We start from the raw sequence: 16227 nt of genomic DNA on the forward strand, positions 1-16227 counted from the left end.
GTACCGCAGCACGAGCTCCGGGTCCAACCCGTCCAGCAGCGAGCGCAGCGGGTCGGGGACGGCGTCGGTCCCGCCGTCCGGCACGTGGGAGCGGAGTATGTCGTCCTCGCACAGCTCGAGGGCGCGGTCCACGTCGGGGAGGTAGAGGACGCACCCTCCCGCGTCCATCCCGCCGCGCTCGAGCTGCCTTCGCACCGTGGACCCGAGCCCCGTCAGGACGATCCTGACCGAGTCCGTCTCGGCCATCCGGCGCAGCTTCAGGAACGTCTGGACGGAGGAGGAGTCGACGCCGGTGACCCTCCTGAGGTCGATGACCACGGACCGCAGGGGCCGGGCGCGGTCCTTCGCCCGCTCGTAGACCCGGTCCAGCAGAGACGTGGCCGTGCCGAAGAAGACGAACCCCTGCATCTCGAGGACGAGGATCGACGAGCCGTGGTCGCGCAGCACGTCCCGCTCCCCTTCGGACCGCTCCACCCGGCTGCGGTAGACGGTGCCGTCCATCTGGTGCTTGATCGGGTCCGTCCGGCTGTAGTTCACGACGAACAGGACGAGGGTCAGGGCCAGGCCGAGCCCGAACCCGACCAGGAACCCCTGCGTGGCCACGGCTCCCACGATCAGTGCGACGACCACGTAGTCGCTGCGCGGGAGCCTCCACCAAGCCTCGTACAGCCACTCGTGCAGGAGCGAGATCCCGAGGAAGAACAGGAGCCCGCCGAGGACCGCGGTAGGTACGAAGGTCATCGCGCGGGACCCCAAGGCCAGGACGGCCGCGCAGCCCGCCGCAGCCACTGCCCCGGTCGCGGCCACCGGGGCTCCCATCCGGCCGGCGAGCGCCGTGAGGCTGAGGGCGTGGTACCCGGGGGCTCCCCCCATCAGCCCGGCGATGGCGTCGGCGGCCCCGGCCGCGCGCAGCTCGCGGTTCAGATCGGCGTCTCGGTGGGCGATGAGCTCGATCCCACTCGCGTTGAGGAGCAGCCCGAGCACCGCGACCACGACGAGCGCGACGAGGTTGGGCCACTGCCCGGCGACCTGCCCCCAGTCGCCATCGGCGGCCGTCCAGAGGATCCTCGGGTCCCAGGGTGATCCCGCCCCCCGTCCCGAGGAGCAGGCCGAGCCGTCTCGCTTCCGCCGCCGTCGTGCCCGAGACGATGAGCCAGACGTGAACGGCGACGGCCGCCCCGACGAGCAGCCCGGGGAGCGCGACCGGGTGCGGGTCGCGCCGGAGGACGGCGAAGAGCACGACCGCCAGGACGAGCCCGGGCGCCCACCGGACGGCCATATCGGCTTCGAGGAGCCGCCGCACCGTGCCCGGACCCGCCATCACCTGCACCGATCCGGTCGCCAGGAGCCAGCCGGTCCCGGCCAGGAAGCCGCCGATCACCGGGTGCGGGACGAACCGGACGAGGTTGCCGAGCCTCAGGGCACCCAGCGCGAAGTAACCGATCGCCACGGCGAAGGACGACGTCACGACCATCGCGAGGGCGGTCGGGAGGACGTCGGGGGCGCGCACCCCGGCGACCGCCCCGGCGACGGCCACCGCGACTATCGCGCCCGTCGCGTCCTGGACGGATCCCACCGTCCCGGGGACCGACGACCTGAGGGCGATGAGCGCCAGGTACACGGCCCCCCCGGCGAGCAGCGCCCCGGTGCCGACGGACAGGTGCTCGCGCAGGGGCCCGGAGAAGATCAGGGCGGCGAAGGAAGCGGCGATCACCACCTCGACGAGAGCGACGACCGTGCCCGCCGTCAGGATGCTCACCACGCTCGGGCGCCGGGTCCCCGGGGGGCGCCCCGGGTCGCGTGCGTCCTGGTCCTCGGACACGCTGCCTCCCGCCCTCGAGCTGCGTCGCTCCCACACACGATGGACCAGGCGCGGTGGGCGCATCAAAGCGGAGCGCCCTCCCGGCGGGGGGCCATCCGGGAGGGCGCTCCGTTGCGATAGGCGTGGGCTAGCTGACGGGCACCTCCGGGCACCCGTTGATCCGCATGTCCCCTTCGGCGCCGCTGTCCGCACGCGCGGCCACGGCCGAGTGCGGCCGTCCGTCGGAGCCGTTCACGTAATCGGGCACGGACACGGAGCAGTAGGACCGGAAGAACCACGACAGCCGGTCGGTCGTCCACAGCCCCTCGACCCGGTACGGGACGTTGCCTCCGTACAGCGGGTCTCCCGAGGTCGCGAGCTGGACCGGGTCGAAGAACCCCATGCTTATGTTGTGGCGGTCGGCCGAGTTGTCGAACCTCTTGGCGGTCAGCCGCTGGAAGGCGTCGTTGGCCACCGACTGTCGGTACGCCCGCTCCTGGGCCTCGGTGCGGCCGGCGCTGGGGACCACGGCTCCCTCGCCGTCGAAGACGAGCTTGCCCTTCGCGTGCCGGTCCAGCCAGGCCAGGCTGTAGTAGTTGATCACCAGCTCGGCCAAGCGGTTCCCGGCCAGGCCTACGCCGTACCCGTTCCAGTCCACGTGGCTCGTGTCACGCAGGGTGAGGTGCATGACGTCGAGGCCGCGCTCCTTGTGGGTCAGGTAGGTCTGCAGTCCACGGTTGCGCGTCTCGGGGTAGTCGGTTCGCGCGGTGGTGGTCTGCGGAGCCGAGAAAGCACCGTCCGTCCGCTGGTACATGATCGGCTTGTCGTGGTTGTCGTCGCGGATGGAGTCACCCCCGTCCCACGCGATGATCGCGTGCACCCGGGGGTCGTCCTGGTAGGAGAGCGCGGCGCCCGAGCCCTGGGAATGGCCGGCGAAGACGACCCGGCTCAGGTCGGCCTCGCGTCCGAACACACCCGAGGCGGGGGAGGCGAGCCAGTCGAGCACCTCGCCCCCGTTGGCCGAGTCCTGCACGTTGGGGGCGCCGCTCACCGGGTGGATGCCGTTCACGGTGATGGCCATGTACCCGGCCTCCGCGAACGCCTGCGCGTTGAAGCGGTGATGGGTCTTCTGCGCGATGAACCCGTGGAAGATCACCACGACCGGGTAGGGCGGAGCGATCCTCTCGAGCCCGGGCTCGATGTTGAGGCACGTCTGAGGGGCGCAAGGACGGTAGATCTCGGCCGCGGGCACGCCCGGGATCGAGTAGGCGGGCATGTAGTCCCACCGGAACCGGCGCTGGTCGAACCGGACCGGCTGGCGGTACCAGTCCTCCCCGTAGCGCGTCGCGTTCTGACGGTCCCACGGCTGGTAGCGCTTGTCGCTGTCGCGCTGCTTCGTGCAGGCGATGTTGTCGGCGGAGCGCTTGTTCCACTCGGGCGTCCCCGGTACCGGGTCGCCGTCGGGGGCCCTCGTCCCGTCCGGACGGATCGGGTTGTACACGTCGTTGACGCAGTCGATCCCGTGCGTGATCGGCCACGTGTCGAGCGGCGCCGCCGAAGCGGGTGCCGTGAGCAGCGGTCCGGCCGTGACCGCGACCACGACGAGCGCGGCCAGCCACCTGCGATGGATCATGTTCCCCTCCCTGGGTCCCCTCGTCCTGAGCTTCCCCGTGGTCTTCGACGGGAGGGGCGGCGGTCCTCCTGTCCCGTTCGCCCATCTCGTCGGCCCTCGTTCGTCGGGCCGGCCAAGAGGGGCGGGAGCCGCATCGGGGAGGGCGCGGCCTTCGACCGAGTGCCGCGGGTCACCCCGCGTCGGCGGCGGCGTCGTTCGTCGAGCGGTTCCTGCCCATCTCGACGACCCGTTGCGGGAGCTCGGGGTGCCAGACGGCGTCGCGTCCGTGAGGGAGCAGGCCGTGTTCACGACCGCTCCCGCCTCTCTCGACCACGCGGCGACGCGGTCGGCCGGTGTGACACGTTTCCGCGAAGGTGTCGTCGCGACCGAAGCGTTGCCCGCTTGGTGGTCGGACCCGTCGCTCCCGCTCGTCTACGTCACGTTCGGGAGCGTGACGGCTACCATCGGCCTGTTCCCCGACCTCTACCGAGCGGTCATAGCGCGCCTGGCCGATCTGCCCGTGCGGGCCCTCGTGACCCTGGGGGAGGCGGGCGACCCGGAGGCGCTCGATCCGGTGCCTCCCAACGTTCATGTCGAGCGTTGGTGGCCGCAGTCCGACGTCATCGGCCGGGCGGCCGCGATGGTCTGCCACGGCGGGTTCGGCACCGTTCTGTCCGGCCTGGCATCCGGGTTGCCGATGGTCGTGATGCCGCTGTTCGCCGACCAGTGGTTCAACGCCGAACGCGTCGAGGCCGTGGGAGCCGGGCTCCAGCTCGTGGGGGGGCTCGATATCGTCCACGGCCTCCCGGAGGCGCTGATGCGCGTCCTGGGGGATGCTCGCTTCCGCGAGGCTGCCGGGCGTGTGCGAGCCGAGATCGAGTCGCAGGTGCCGGTGGAGGAGTCGGTCGCGATGCTGGAGGCGTTCGGGCGCGCGAGCTGACCGGCCGCCTACAGGCGGCGGGCCGCGAACGTGTCGCACGCTCGCATGCCGCCGCCGCGATAGCCGGTCAGGAACCACCCCTGCCGCTGCGCGCTCGAGCCGTGCGTCCACGACTCCGGGTCTACCCGTCCGGTCGAGTGCTCCTGGATCCGGTCGTCGCCGACCGCGGCGGCCGCGTCCAGACCGAGTCGAACGTCCTCCTCGGTGATCGTCTCGATCTGTCCGGTCTCGGTCGCGCCGTTCGCCCACAGCCCGGCCAGGCAGTCCGCCTGGAGCTCGACCCGGACGGCGTCGCTCGCCGGTCCGTCCCGGTCGCCGCGGTGGGCGCGCTCCAGCGTCCCGATCAGGTTCTGGACGTGGTGGCCGTACTCGTGCGCCATCACGTACGCCTGCGCGAACGGACCGCCCTCCGCGCCGAACCTCTGCTCGAGGACGTCGAAGAACCCGAGATCCAGGTAGATGGTGGTGTCGGCCGGACAGTAGTGCGGTCCCATCGCGGACGACGCGCCCCCGCACCCGGACTGGGTGGACCCGTTGAACAGGACGGTCCGGGCCCGCCGGTAGCCGGGGAGGGCGGCCGTCCAGTACTCCTGGACGCTGTTCACGACCCCCACGATCCGGCAGTCCTCCCGCTGGTTCGCGTCCTCACCGGTCTGGCAGGCCGACGTCAGCTCACCGGCGCCGCTCTCGGCTCCCGGCGCGACCAGGTCCTGGAACGGGTCGCCCCCCACGGTGGAGGGGTCGCCCCCCGCGAGCAGCTGGAAGACGAGGAACATGAGAGCCACGACCCCGCCTCCTCCGACGGCCGCCGCGCCCCCTCGGCCCCGGCGGTCGCTGACCTGGGACGTGTCGAGTCGGGCCCCTCTACGGAAGCGCATGCAGGCCGTATCCCCGGGGCGGGAGCGGCCCACACCCGGCAGGGTCGCTCAGCGGCCGGTGGTGCGGAACGAGACCCGCTGCTCGTCGGTGAGCCTGATCCAGGTGGCGAGGTTGCGGGCGAGCACCTCCCCGTCCGCGGTCCATATGGCCGAGCCCGCAACGAGCTTGCGTCCCTCCGCTCCCACCCGCCACCCCCCGACGACGAGACGCTCCGCCTGGCGCGGGAGCCGCACGACGTCAGCCGTCATCCGGCCGAGGACCGCCGGGCCCACCTCGTTGCTGTGCAGCCAGGCCATCCCGCTCGGGCAGTCGAGGGCTGCCCACACGACCTGGCTCGGCACCTCGCCCGTGGGTCCGCAGACCGAAGCGGACGGCACCCACGGCCAGACCACCGACCCCCCGCCGGGCACCCATCCGGGGAACAGACGCAGTCCGTCCCCGGGGTCGCGGGCCGGACCGCACGTGAAGCACTCCGGGAACACGTGCCCGGTCGTGTAGGTCTCGGTGTCGAAGCTCTCGGCCGCCGCGACGGCGTCTTCGTAGGAGGGCGGCGGCGGACACGGCAGGTCGAGCTCCGCCGGCTGCGCCTCCGCGATGAGCTCGTCGCCGTCCCGGACCTGCACCCGGCCCCCGTCGAAGGAGACGGCGAGTGGTCTGCCCAGCGGGGGCGGCCGGCGCAGCGTGACGGTCGCCGCACGACCGTCCAGAGGTAGCGCGGTGGACCCGCACGCGTACCCGCCGTTGGCTGAATCCGGTGGTCCGCGGAACCGTCGTTCGATCGTCAGGTGTTCCATCCGGATGGAAGCCTATGGGCGCGGCGGGAGCGCTCGCACGCTTCAGCGGGAGCCGGGCCCGTCCGCGACGCGCGCGGGCGGATCGAACCACTCACGCCCCCGCCAGGGGGCGACGAGCAGCTCGAAGAAGCGAGCGACGGCCGCATCGTCGCCCTCGACGGCCCCGCGTGTGGCCGCCGCCGGGTCGAGGGGGTCCAGTCGCCCGAGCCCCACCTCGAGGAACGTCTGCCAGTCGGTGGTGACGCGGACATCGGGTGCACGAGGGGCCGGCGACACCCCTCCGGTCAGCTCACCGTCGTCTATCGCGACGTGGAAGGGCTGTCCGTCCACGACGAACTCGTACAGGTCGTGGACCCCCCTCGCGTTCTCCCGTTCGATGTGCTGCTGCCACAGCATGATGATCCACTCCGGCCTCAGCTCCTCGGTCGCGTTGACGCCGAGGTACCGCAGGCCCCAGGAGGCCAGCGGGACCAAGGCGGAGGAGAGCTCCCGCCCGGCCTGGGTCAGCTCGTAGACGGTGGAGGCCGCGGGAGCCGGGAGCTCACGCCGCTCCACCACACCCTCCTCCTCGAGACGGCGGAGCCGGTCCGCGAGCAGGGTGGTCCCGATCCCGGGGAGCCCGCGCAGCAGGTCGGTGTAGCGCTTCGGACCGGCCGCCAGGTCGCGGACGATCAGCGGCGTCCACCGGTCGCCTACCCGGTCGAGCGCCCGAGCCAGCGGGCAGAACTGGCCGTACGTCTTCATCTCCCCGATCCTACTTCAGGATTGCTAACTACAGGAACTTCTGTTAGAACTCCCGATAATTGAGTAAAGGGAGGGAGGTCCGATGCGGCGGCTGAGTGCGGTGATCCTGGGGCGTCCCCGGATGGTGCTGGCGATGAGCTCGGTGGCGCTGCTCGTCTCGGGTGCCCTGGGAGCAGGCGTGATCGACCGTCTGTCGTCGGGCGGGTTCGAGGTCGAGGGCTCCCCATCGGGACGGGCCATCAGGCACCTGGAGGACCGCTTCGGGACGGGAGAGGTCGATCTCGTCCTGCTGGTCTCGGTGCGGGACGGGCGCGGCGTGGACGATCGCGTCGTGTCCGAGGCGGGACACGCGCTCACGGCGCAGCTGGCCGGCGAGGCGGGGGTCGAGGAGGCCTACTCGTACTGGAGCACGGGTCTGGCCCCGCTGAGGGGGGAGCGGGGAGACAAGGCCCTGGTGCTGGCGCGGCTCGAAGGCAGCCGCGACGAGATCACGCGCCGGCTCGAGGCCCTGATCCCCCGGTACGAAGGGAGCACCGGCCCGCTCGATGTCCGGGCGTCCGGCTACGGCGCGGTCTACCGCGAGGTGAGCCGGCAGATCGAACGCGACCTGCGGCGGGCCGAGATGGTGGTCGTCCCGGTCACGGGACTGCTCCTGCTCTTCGTGTTCCGCAGCGCCGTCGCCGCCGCCCTCCCCCTCGCGGTGGGGGCCCTAGCCATGGTGGGGACGCTCCTCGTCCTCCGCGTCGTGACGGCCTTCACCGAGATCTCCGTGTTCGCGCTGAACATGACGATGGCGATGAGCCTGGGGCTCGGGATCGACTACAGCCTCTTCATCGTGACGAGGTACCGCGAAGAGCTCGCGCTGGGCCATCCACCGCCGGCTGCCGTCCGACGGACGCTCGAGACGGCCGGCCGCACGGTGGTCTACAGCGCGATCACGGTCGCCGCGTCGCTGGTCGCGCTCCTCGTGTTCCCGCTCCCGTTCCTGCGGTCCTTCGGGATCGCCGGCATCGCGATCGTCACGATCGCCGGCGCGGCGAGCGTGCTCACGCTGCCTGCCCTCCTCACCGTGCTCGGGAGCAGGATCGACAGGTGGTCGGTCCGCCCCGTCCGGGCACCCGTCCCCGGGCGCGGGGGCTGGCACAGGCTGGCGATGACGGTCATGCGGCGTCCGCTGCCGGTGGCGACCGTGGCGACCGCCCTCCTCGTCCTCCTGGGGCTGCCGTTCCTTCGCATGGAGCTCGGGATGCCCGATCCGCGCGTCCTCCCTCCCGGTGCCCCCGCGCGTGAGGTCGTGGACGACTTCACCCGCAACTTCAGCGGCGGCGAGGCGTTCCCGGTATTCGTGCTCCTGCGCGGTGGGACGCCCCCTCCACCCGGAGAGGTGGACGCCTACGCCACGTCGCTCTCGTCGGTGCCGGGCGTGGCCCGCGTGGACACCTGGACCGGGTCGTACACCCAGGGGGCCCGCATCTTCTCGGACCCGGCGTTCGGGTCCGGGTTCGTCCGAGGGCACGACCTCTACCTGCGCGTCGTGGCCGCGCCGTCCGTGCAGCCCTTCTCGCCCCGTGGGGAACAGCTCGTCCAGGACATCCGGAGCACCCCGTCTCCCTCGTCGGACGGGGTGGAGGTCGCGGGCCAGGCGGCCGCGTTCGTGGACGCCAAGCGGACCCTCTTCGACCGGCTCCCGATCGCGCTGGCCATCATCGCGGCCGCGACCATGCTCGTGCTGTTCCTGGCCTTCGGGAGCCTCCTCGTCCCGGTCAAGGCCGTCGTGCTCAACCTGCTGAGCCTCACCGCGACGTTCGGCGCGATGGTCTGGGTCTTCCAGGACGGGCACCTCTCCGGGCTCCTCGGCTTCACCCCCCGGGAGGCCGTCGACCTCTTCAACCCGATCCTCATGTTCGCGATCGCGTTCGGCATCTCGATGGACTACGAGGTGTTCCTGCTCTCACGGATCCGCGAGGAGTACGACAGGACCGGCGACAACCAGCTGGCGGTCGCGACGGGACTCGAACGGACCGGCCGTCTCGTGACGGCGGCGGCGATGCTCCTCGCCGTCGTCTTCCTGGCTCAGGTGTCGTCGGGCATCTCGATCATCAAGATGTTCGGACTCGGGCTCGCCCTCGCCATCCTGGTCGACGCGTTCGTCGTCCGGGCCACCTTGGTGCCGGCCTTCATGAGGATCGCCGGCGGCCTGAACTGGTGGCTACCGGCCGGTCTGCGCCGTGTCCACGACCGCTTCGGCTTCCGGGAGACGGGTGGCCCGGCCGAGCACGCGGTCGGGGAGGCGGAGGCGGCTACGCCGCTGGCCGCGGCCGGAGCGACGGACGGGAGCGAGACCCGGTGAGGGGTCCATCCGTGGTGCTGGCGGCGCTCCTGTTGTTCGCGTCGTGCGGTGGACGGCCCGACGCGACCCAGCAGCCGCTATCGGCGAGGTCCCGCCCCGGCCACTCGCCGTCTCCCGCGGCCGAGGACGGGGAGGCCGTGGGGGCGCCGACCTCGGCGCCTCCGCAACGGGTGGGCGCCACCGCCGCACCGCGCGCCGGACGGTCCCCCGGTCCCGGCGCCACGCCCGAGCCGGGAGGAGGGGGAGCCGACCCGGCCGCTCCCGGCCTCTACAGGTTCACCACCCAGGGGACGACCCAGGTGGCGGACGGTCCGCAGAGGCCGATGGCCGAGGTGACGACGCTGGCCGTCCAGCCCGCCCAGGGCCGCCGGCAGAAGACCGTGAGGGACCTGAGGGACGGCGACGGCAGCGGCGCGGTGATCGAGCAGGTGCTCGAGTACGCGCCCGACGGCGTGAAGCTCGTGTCCTACCGGCTACGGACGAACTTCGCGGGGGTCGGTCGCACGTACACGTTCGACCCGCAGCCGCCGCCGACGGTCCTGGTCCCGCAGCCCGCTCCCGGGTGGTCGACGTCGTTCGAGATGTCCGGGGACGGGGTGACGATCCGGTCCGAGGTGCGAGTGACCGGAAGCGAGCAGGTGCGGGTGGACGGAGCGGCCAGGGAGACGCTCGTCGTCGAGTTCTCCTCGACGCTGGGCGGCGCGCTCGAGGGGACGCAGTCCGCCGTCAACCGGATCGACCTCGGATCGAGCCTGACGCTGCGCGAGGACGTCCGGAGCGACGTCAGGCAGGACGCCGTCCGGGTCCGGACGACGTACGCGGCGACGATCCGCACCCTGCGGCCGGCCTAGGAGGGACCGATGCCCACGAACGACGCCGCGCGCCACTGGGAGGAGCGGGTCGATGCCTGGCTCGCGGCCGAGGATGCGTTCGAGCGGGTCACGGCCGAGCCCGGACGGCAGGCGGTCGACGTCCTCGATCCGCGACCGGGTGAGGCCGTGCTCGACGTCGGCTGCGGCGCCGGACGCGCGACGAACGAGCTCGGCCGCAGGGTCGGCCCCGCGGGACGGGCGGTCGGGATCGACCTGGCCGAAGGGCTCGTCGCCCGGGGGCGGGAGAGGGCCCTGGCGAACGTCTCGTTCACGGTGGGTGACGCCGAGACCCACGACCTCGGGTCGGGCGAGTTCGACGCGGGCTTCTCGCTCTTCGGTGCCATGTTCTTCAACGACCCGGTAGCGGCGTTCACCAACATCCGGCGTGCGCTCCGCCGAGGAGGACGGATCGCGATCGTCTCCTGGCAGGGGGTCTTCGCGAACGAGTGGATCCTGGTGCCGGTGCTGGCGATGTCCTCCGTGACCGGGACCCTCCCCCAACCGCCCGCGCCGGACGAGCCGGGTCCGTTCGCGCTGTCCGAACCGGACCGGGTCCGAGCGATCCTGGACGCGGCCGGGTACACGTCGATCGAGGTGACACCTGCGAACGGAGAGGTCGTCTGGCCGGAGGACGGGATAGGGGAGCTGACCGGCCTCGCGACCACGGTCGGACCGGTGGGGGAGACGATGCGCGCGTCCGACGAGGAGACACGCGCGGCGATCCGGGAGGCCATCTCGACCGCGCTGGGCTCCCGCGTGGTGGACGGGGAGCTGCGCCTGTCGCGCGGGACCCTGCTGACGACGGGATTCGCCTAGCGCGATCCGCTCCGCCGCAGCACGAGGACGCGACGCGATCAGCCGGGCGGCGAGGCGTGTCCGCCCGACGCCACCTGCTCGACCGCCTCCCGCGCCTGGACCAGCTCGGCGGTGTCGTGTCCCTCGGTGAACGACGCCAGAACGCGCCCGAGCTCGCTCGCCGCCTCGTCTCCCGCGGGTGTGCCTCGGTGGAGCTGGGCTAGACGCGTCCATCCCTGGAGCTCCAGCATCCTCAGACCGGCCGGGCCCGCTATCTCGACGGCGCGACGCAGCGTGGCGTCCGCCTCCTCGGCGTCGCCGGCGGCGATCAGGAGCTCGCCGAGGAAGAGCCCGAACTGGATCTCGGTCATCCGGTCTCCCTCGCTCATCGCCAGCGCCTCGCGCGCGAGACCGATCGCCTCCTCGATCTGTCCCGACGCCGCCAGCGCGACCCCGCGCATGGACAGCAGGACGGGCCAGAAGATCGGCGGCGTGTCCAGGTCCTGGTACAGCGCCATCCCCTCGTCCACGCGTCGGATGCCTCCGGGGAGCCCCCCGACGGCCTCGACGACCCCCCGCAGCACGCCGCCGACGGCGCGCCACACGTCGTACTCGTGCTCCTGCGCGACCTCGAGCACGCCGTTCGCCCCCTCCAGCGCGGGCTCCAACGCGCCCCGCCACAGGTCGAGCAGAGCGACGTGGAACCGCGCGTAGGCGAGCGAATAGGGGTGCTCCAGCTCGAGCGCGAGCTGCAGGGCCCCGGCGGCCCGGTCCACCGCCCGTTCGGGATGGCCGGTCAGCCAGAGGAGGAACGCCGAGGTCGTGAACGGGACCACCCCCGGGCTCGGGCCGAGGCGGAACGGGCGGCCCCCCGGGCGTTCACGGAGGAACAGCGCGATGGCCCGGTCCAGGATCGCCAGGCCGGCGTCGACGTCGCCGAGGAACGCCGTGTTGGCACCGTAGACGGTGAGCGCGTCCACCTCGAGCCCGGGATCCCCCGACTCCTCCGCGAGCTCGAGCAGCTGCCGTCCAACCTCGACCGCCTCCTCGAACTGGGCGCGGTAGACATGGAAGGACGCGATGTTGCGGAGCACCGGGAACCGGGTCTCGACCGGCTCCGCCTCGATCAGCTCCATGGCCCTCTCGTACGTCTGCTCGACGCCCTCGTCGACGCCGCGGATGGCCATGAGTGCGCGCGCGAGGCTGGTGCGCAGGGTCACCTCCTGACGCTCCCGCTCCGGGCTCGACGGTGTCGTCGCCAGGACCTCGAGGACGTCCTCCGTCAGGACGGCGGCAGCCCGGTACCAGCCGCGCGCCTCGTGCAGCACCCAGAGCACGTTGAGCAGCTCGTCCAGCCGCCCGAGCTCGCGTTGGGCGATCCAGAACCGCCACGAGGAGAGGAGGTTGTCGAGCTCGGAGCCGAGCTCATGGAGGGGACGCTCACGGTCGCGACCGAAGAGCTGGTCGTGTCGCGCCTGGGCGAACCGGTGGAAGTACTCGGCATGCGCGCGAGCGGCATCGTCGCGGAAACCGGGTTCCTCCTCGAGGCGCTCCCTGGCGTACTCGCGGATGCTCTCGAGCATCGACAGGCGGTGGTCGTCCGAGGACGGGTCGGCCCGCAGGAGGCTCTTGTCCGCGAGCGACGAGAGCACATCGAGCGCGTCGACGTGGGCCAGTCCATCGAGCCGGTCCAGGACGGCCTGCACGGTGTCGACGCGAGCGGGTGAGAAGAGCGATGTGACGCAGAAGACCGCACGTTCGTCGGGGTCGAGCAGGTCGTAGCTCCAGGCGATCGTGCTCCGCAGGGTCTGCTGGCGAGCAGGGAGGGAGCGTACGCCTCCGCGCAGTAGGTCGAGCTGGCTGCGGAGGCGGTCGCGCAGATCCTCGGGGGAGAACAGACGCAAGCGGGCGGAGGCCAGCTCGATCGCGAGCGGGAGTCCCTCCAGCCGGGCGCAGATGTCGGCTACGGCTTCGGCGTCCTGATCGGACAGCGCGTAGTCCGGACGCGACTGCCGGGCGCGCTCGACGAAGAGCCGGACCGCCTCGTGATCGCGGATATCGTCTGCCGTGACCGGGCCCCCCGTCCTAGTCGGGACGGATAGCGGCGGCACCGGGAACTCCTGCTCGCCCGCTACCCGCAGCACCTCTCGGGTGGTCACGAGCACCCGGAGGTCCGGGGCTCCCGTGAGGAGCTGCGACACGACGTCGGACGCATCGGGGATCTGCTCGAGGTTGTCCAGCACGAGCAGGATCCTCCTCCCGCGCAGGTGCTCGACCAGCACGTCGGCCAGCGGACGATCGTCGGACGACCGCAATCCCATCTCGGCGGCTATCGCGGAGGGGACCAGTGCGCCGTCCGTGACCGCCGCCAGCGGCACGAAGAAGACGCCGTCGGGGAAGTCGTCGAGGACCTGCCCGGCCACCTCGAGGGAGAGCCGCGTCTTCCCGGTGCCCCCGGGCCCGGTGAGCGTCACGAGCCGCGAGCCGCCCGTGAGGAGCTCCCGGACGCGAGCCAGCTCGCCCTCGCGACCCACGAAGGAGGACAGCTGGGCGGGGAGGTTGTTCGGGCGCGCGTCCAGGGTCTTCAGCGCGGGGAAGGCGTGGGGGAGGCCGTCGATGCAGACCTGGAAGAGGCGTTCCGGCGAAGAGAGGTCCTTCAATCGATGACCGCCGAGGTCCAGCAGGCGGACGCCGTCCGGGAGCCCCTGCTCGGCGAGGGTCCGGGTCGCCTCGGAGATGACGATCTGGCCGCCGTGTCCGGCCGACGAGATCCGCGCCGCTCGATGGACGTCCAGACCGACGTAGTCGTCGTCCGACAGGCGGCCCTCGCCGGTGTGCAGGCCCATCCGGACACGTATCGCGGCGTCGGCCGGCCAGGGGTGGTCGGCGAGCGCGCGCTGTGCGGCCACGGCCGACCGCACGGCATCCACGGCGCTGGTGAAGACGGCGAAGATCGCGTCCCCCTCCGTCTTGACGCGCACCCCGCCGTGGGTCACGACCGAGTCGAGGAGGATCCGGTGGTGGTCCGAGAGCAGAGGAGGGTAGCGCTCGCCCAGCCGTTGCAGGAGGGCCGTGGAGCCTTCGATATCGGTGAGCAGGAAGGTGACCGTCCCGGTCGGCAGCTCCGCCCCCTGCACCTGTCCCTGCCTGGCCATCGCCTTCCTCGTCGTCGGGTGCCAGGCCGATGGTACGCCCTCGTGCGGGCGCCGACGCAGGTGAGGGGGCATATCCCCGAAGGCGTGATAGCCTGGGCCATCTCCTGTCGGCGCTGTGCCGACGGTCGCCGGTCAGGGACCGGTGGGGCCTGCAGGCCCGTTCAAGTGGGCCGAACTCCCACCAGTCAAAGATCGGAGCACGACCTTGTCTCGGAACGACTTCGCCTCGCTCGGCGTACGCCCCGACCTCGTGGCCTCGCTCGATGCCAGGGGCATCACGGCGCCCTTCCCCATCCAGTCCGCGACGCTCACGGATGCGCTCGCCGGCCGCGACATCTGCGGCCGGGCCCCCACGGGCTCCGGGAAGACCCTCGCGTTCGCGCTGACGATCGCGATGCGCACGCAGCGCGCGAAGCCGAAGCGGCCGAAGGCCCTCGTCCTCGTGCCGACGCGCGAGCTCGCCGCCCAGGTGCAGCGCGAGATCACCTCGCTCGGGAGCCCCCTGCGCGTCGCCCCCGTCTACGGCGGCGTGGGGTACGGCGCCCAGCGGGCCGCCCTTCGGCGCGGGGTGGATGTCCTCGTCGCGTGTCCGGGCCGGCTCGAGGATCTCATCCAGCAGGGCGACATCTCCCTCTCCGACGTCAGGATCGTCGTCATCGACGAGGCGGACCGCATGGCGGACATGGGGTTCCTGCCCGCCGTCCGGAGGCTGGTCGACCAGACGAACGCCGACCGTCAGACCCTGCTCTTCTCGGCCACCCTGGACGGCGACGTCGACGTGATCGTGAAGCGCTACCAGCGCGACCCGGTCCGCCACGAGGTCTCCACCCCCGAGGACGAGCAGGGTGAGGTCGAGCACCTCTTCTGGCGCGTCGAGCGCGACCAGCGCGTGGACGTCACCGCCCGGCTTATCAACCACCATGGTTCGGCCGTCGTCTTCTGCCGTACCCGGCACGGCGCCGACCGCGTCACGAAGCAGCTCGCGCGCGCCGGGGTCGAGGCGGCGGCGATCCACGGGAGCCGCAGCCAGCCCCAGCGGGACCGGGCGCTCGAGGCGTTCTCCTCCGGCGGGGTCAAGGCGCTGATCGCCACGGACGTGGCCGCGCGCGGTATCCACGTGGACGACGTCTCGTGCGTCGTCCACTTCGACCCGCCGACCACGGACAAGGACTACGTCCACCGATCGGGCAGGACCGGGCGCGCGGGAGCCGACGGGACCGTCGTCTCCCTCGTCGGCTCGGAGAACGCGAAGGCCGTCCGTGACCTCCAGCGCGCCCTCAGGCTGCCGCTGCAGGTCGACGCTCCCGACGCGGCCCTCGTTGGATTCCTCCCGAAGGCCGTCGCCCGACCCTCCCGACCCGGCCCGCGTACCCACGGACAGGACCGCGCCCCCCGGCGGAACCGCCGGGGAGGCGGGCGCCGCGGCGAGACGCGCTGACCCGCGCCGATCGCGCTGACCCGCGCCCCGCGGCGATCGGCCCCCCGAGGTAGGGATCGGTGGGCCAACCCCGAATCGAGCAGGGTCGGGTCCGGCTGCGGGTGGGAGGTTGGGGATGCGCAAGGGGATGAGGGCGGTCGCCGCCGCCATGGCGTTGGTTCTCGCAGGACCGTCCGTTCCCGCCGGAGCGACGGCCACGGACGGCGTGGCATCCCTCGTCTGCTCCCTGCTCGGACCGCTCGCCCAGCTCGGCGTGAACTGTCCGCTCGACGGTGACGGCGACGGGTACACCACCGATCAGGGGGACTGCGACGACACCGACCCCGCCTACAACCCCGCCGCCGACGACCGCCCGGACCTGGCCTTCCTGGACACCGACTGCGACGGCATCGACGGCAGCGCGGCCGACGCCACGTTCGTCGCGACCTCGGGGAGCGACACGGCTCCCGGGACGATGTCCGAACCGAAGGCCACGGTCGTGGCTGCGGTCGCATCCGGAGCCACGGCGGTCTACGTCTCCACCGGCAGCTACCCGGGGAGCGTGTCCGCCACGGAGGGTCTCGGGATCTTCGGCGGGTACGACGCGACGGACGGGTGGTCCCGCTCGGCCGCGCACCTGCCGGTGATCGCAGGGGCGCCACAGGCCGTCCTCGTCGAGGGAGCCGACGACGTCGAGCTCCAGCTGCTCGACCTCCGCGGATCCGCGACACCCGCGTCGCGGTCGGCCTACGGAGTGAGGGCCGTCGACTCGAGCGGCCTGCGGATCGTCGGTTCCAGGGTCTCCTCGGGGCCGGGCCTGGACGGCATCACGGGGAATCCTGACTCCCCCGGCGCGGCGGGGTCGTCG

General features: G+C 72.2%; 12 protein-coding genes. 6 read left to right on the top strand and 6 right to left on the bottom strand.

Annotated elements, in window-relative coordinates; genetic code table 11:
• Both VM840_09535 and VM840_09540 read right to left on the bottom strand, forming a co-directional pair.
• The coding region (locus tag VM840_09535; protein HVL81819.1) for a SulP family inorganic anion transporter at positions 1–1281 on the bottom strand (1281 nt) is incomplete at its 3' end.
• Positions 1282–1949: 668 nt separating this feature from the next.
• Positions 1950–3434: a hypothetical protein gene (locus VM840_09540; protein ID HVL81820.1), complete on the bottom strand. Its 1485-nt coding sequence runs from the start codon at positions 3432–3434 to the stop codon at positions 1950–1952.
• Between the two features lie 244 nt (positions 3435–3678).
• On the opposite strand from VM840_09540, the gene VM840_09545 reads away from it, so the two are divergent.
• Entirely contained in the window at positions 3679–4353 is a 675-nt protein-coding gene (locus VM840_09545) for a nucleotide disphospho-sugar-binding domain-containing protein (GenBank protein HVL81821.1), read from the top strand.
• An 8-nt stretch (positions 4354–4361) separates the two neighbouring features.
• On the opposite strand, the gene VM840_09550 is transcribed toward VM840_09545, so the two are convergent.
• From VM840_09550 to VM840_09560, 3 genes are read right to left on the bottom strand one after another with little or no spacing between them, the layout of a single operon-like run.
• Positions 4362–5231: a neutral zinc metallopeptidase gene (locus tag VM840_09550; GenBank protein HVL81822.1), complete on the bottom strand. Its 870-nt coding sequence runs from the start codon at positions 5229–5231 to the stop codon at positions 4362–4364.
• Positions 5232–5279: 48 nt separating this feature from the next.
• Entirely contained in the window at positions 5280–6026 is a 747-nt protein-coding gene (locus VM840_09555; protein ID HVL81823.1) for a hypothetical protein, read from the bottom strand.
• A gap of 42 nt (positions 6027–6068) precedes the next feature.
• On the bottom strand, positions 6069–6770 hold the full coding sequence (locus VM840_09560) for a winged helix-turn-helix transcriptional regulator (protein HVL81824.1): 702 nt from the start codon (positions 6768–6770) through the stop codon (positions 6069–6071).
• An 82-nt stretch (positions 6771–6852) separates the two neighbouring features.
• Here VM840_09560 and VM840_09565 point away from each other — a divergent pair, with 82 nt between their 5' ends.
• The 3 genes from VM840_09565 to VM840_09575 are packed head-to-tail and all read left to right on the top strand — an operon-like array spanning position 6853 to position 10808.
• Complete coding sequence (locus VM840_09565) at positions 6853–9120, top strand: MMPL family transporter (protein HVL81825.1); 2268 nt, start codon at positions 6853–6855, stop codon at positions 9118–9120.
• Positions 9117–9971: a hypothetical protein gene (locus VM840_09570; GenBank protein HVL81826.1), complete on the top strand. Its 855-nt coding sequence runs from the start codon at positions 9117–9119 to the stop codon at positions 9969–9971. Before VM840_09565 ends, VM840_09570 begins: the two co-directional genes overlap by 4 nt.
• Positions 9972–9980: 9 nt before the next feature.
• On the top strand, positions 9981–10808 hold the full coding sequence (locus VM840_09575; protein ID HVL81827.1) for a class I SAM-dependent methyltransferase: 828 nt from the start codon (positions 9981–9983) through the stop codon (positions 10806–10808).
• Between the two features lie 38 nt (positions 10809–10846).
• Here VM840_09575 and VM840_09580 read toward each other — a convergent pair whose 3' ends face one another.
• On the bottom strand, positions 10847–13942 hold the full coding sequence (locus tag VM840_09580) for an adenylate/guanylate cyclase domain-containing protein (protein ID HVL81828.1): 3096 nt from the start codon (positions 13940–13942) through the stop codon (positions 10847–10849).
• A 205-nt stretch (positions 13943–14147) separates the two neighbouring features.
• On the opposite strand from VM840_09580, the gene VM840_09585 reads away from it, so the two are divergent.
• Together VM840_09585 and VM840_09590 are read left to right on the top strand one after the other, a co-directional pair.
• A complete protein-coding gene (locus VM840_09585; protein ID HVL81829.1) occupies positions 14148–15380 on the top strand; it encodes a DEAD/DEAH box helicase in 1233 nt (410 codons plus the stop codon).
• A gap of 115 nt (positions 15381–15495) precedes the next feature.
• Positions 15496–16227 (top strand): hypothetical protein (locus VM840_09590; GenBank protein ID HVL81830.1); only part of this gene is annotated, 732 nt, incomplete at its 3' end.

This window comes from Actinomycetota bacterium (assembly GCA_035540895.1).
Taxonomy (GTDB): Bacteria; Actinomycetota; JAICYB01; order JAICYB01; family JAICYB01; genus DATLFR01.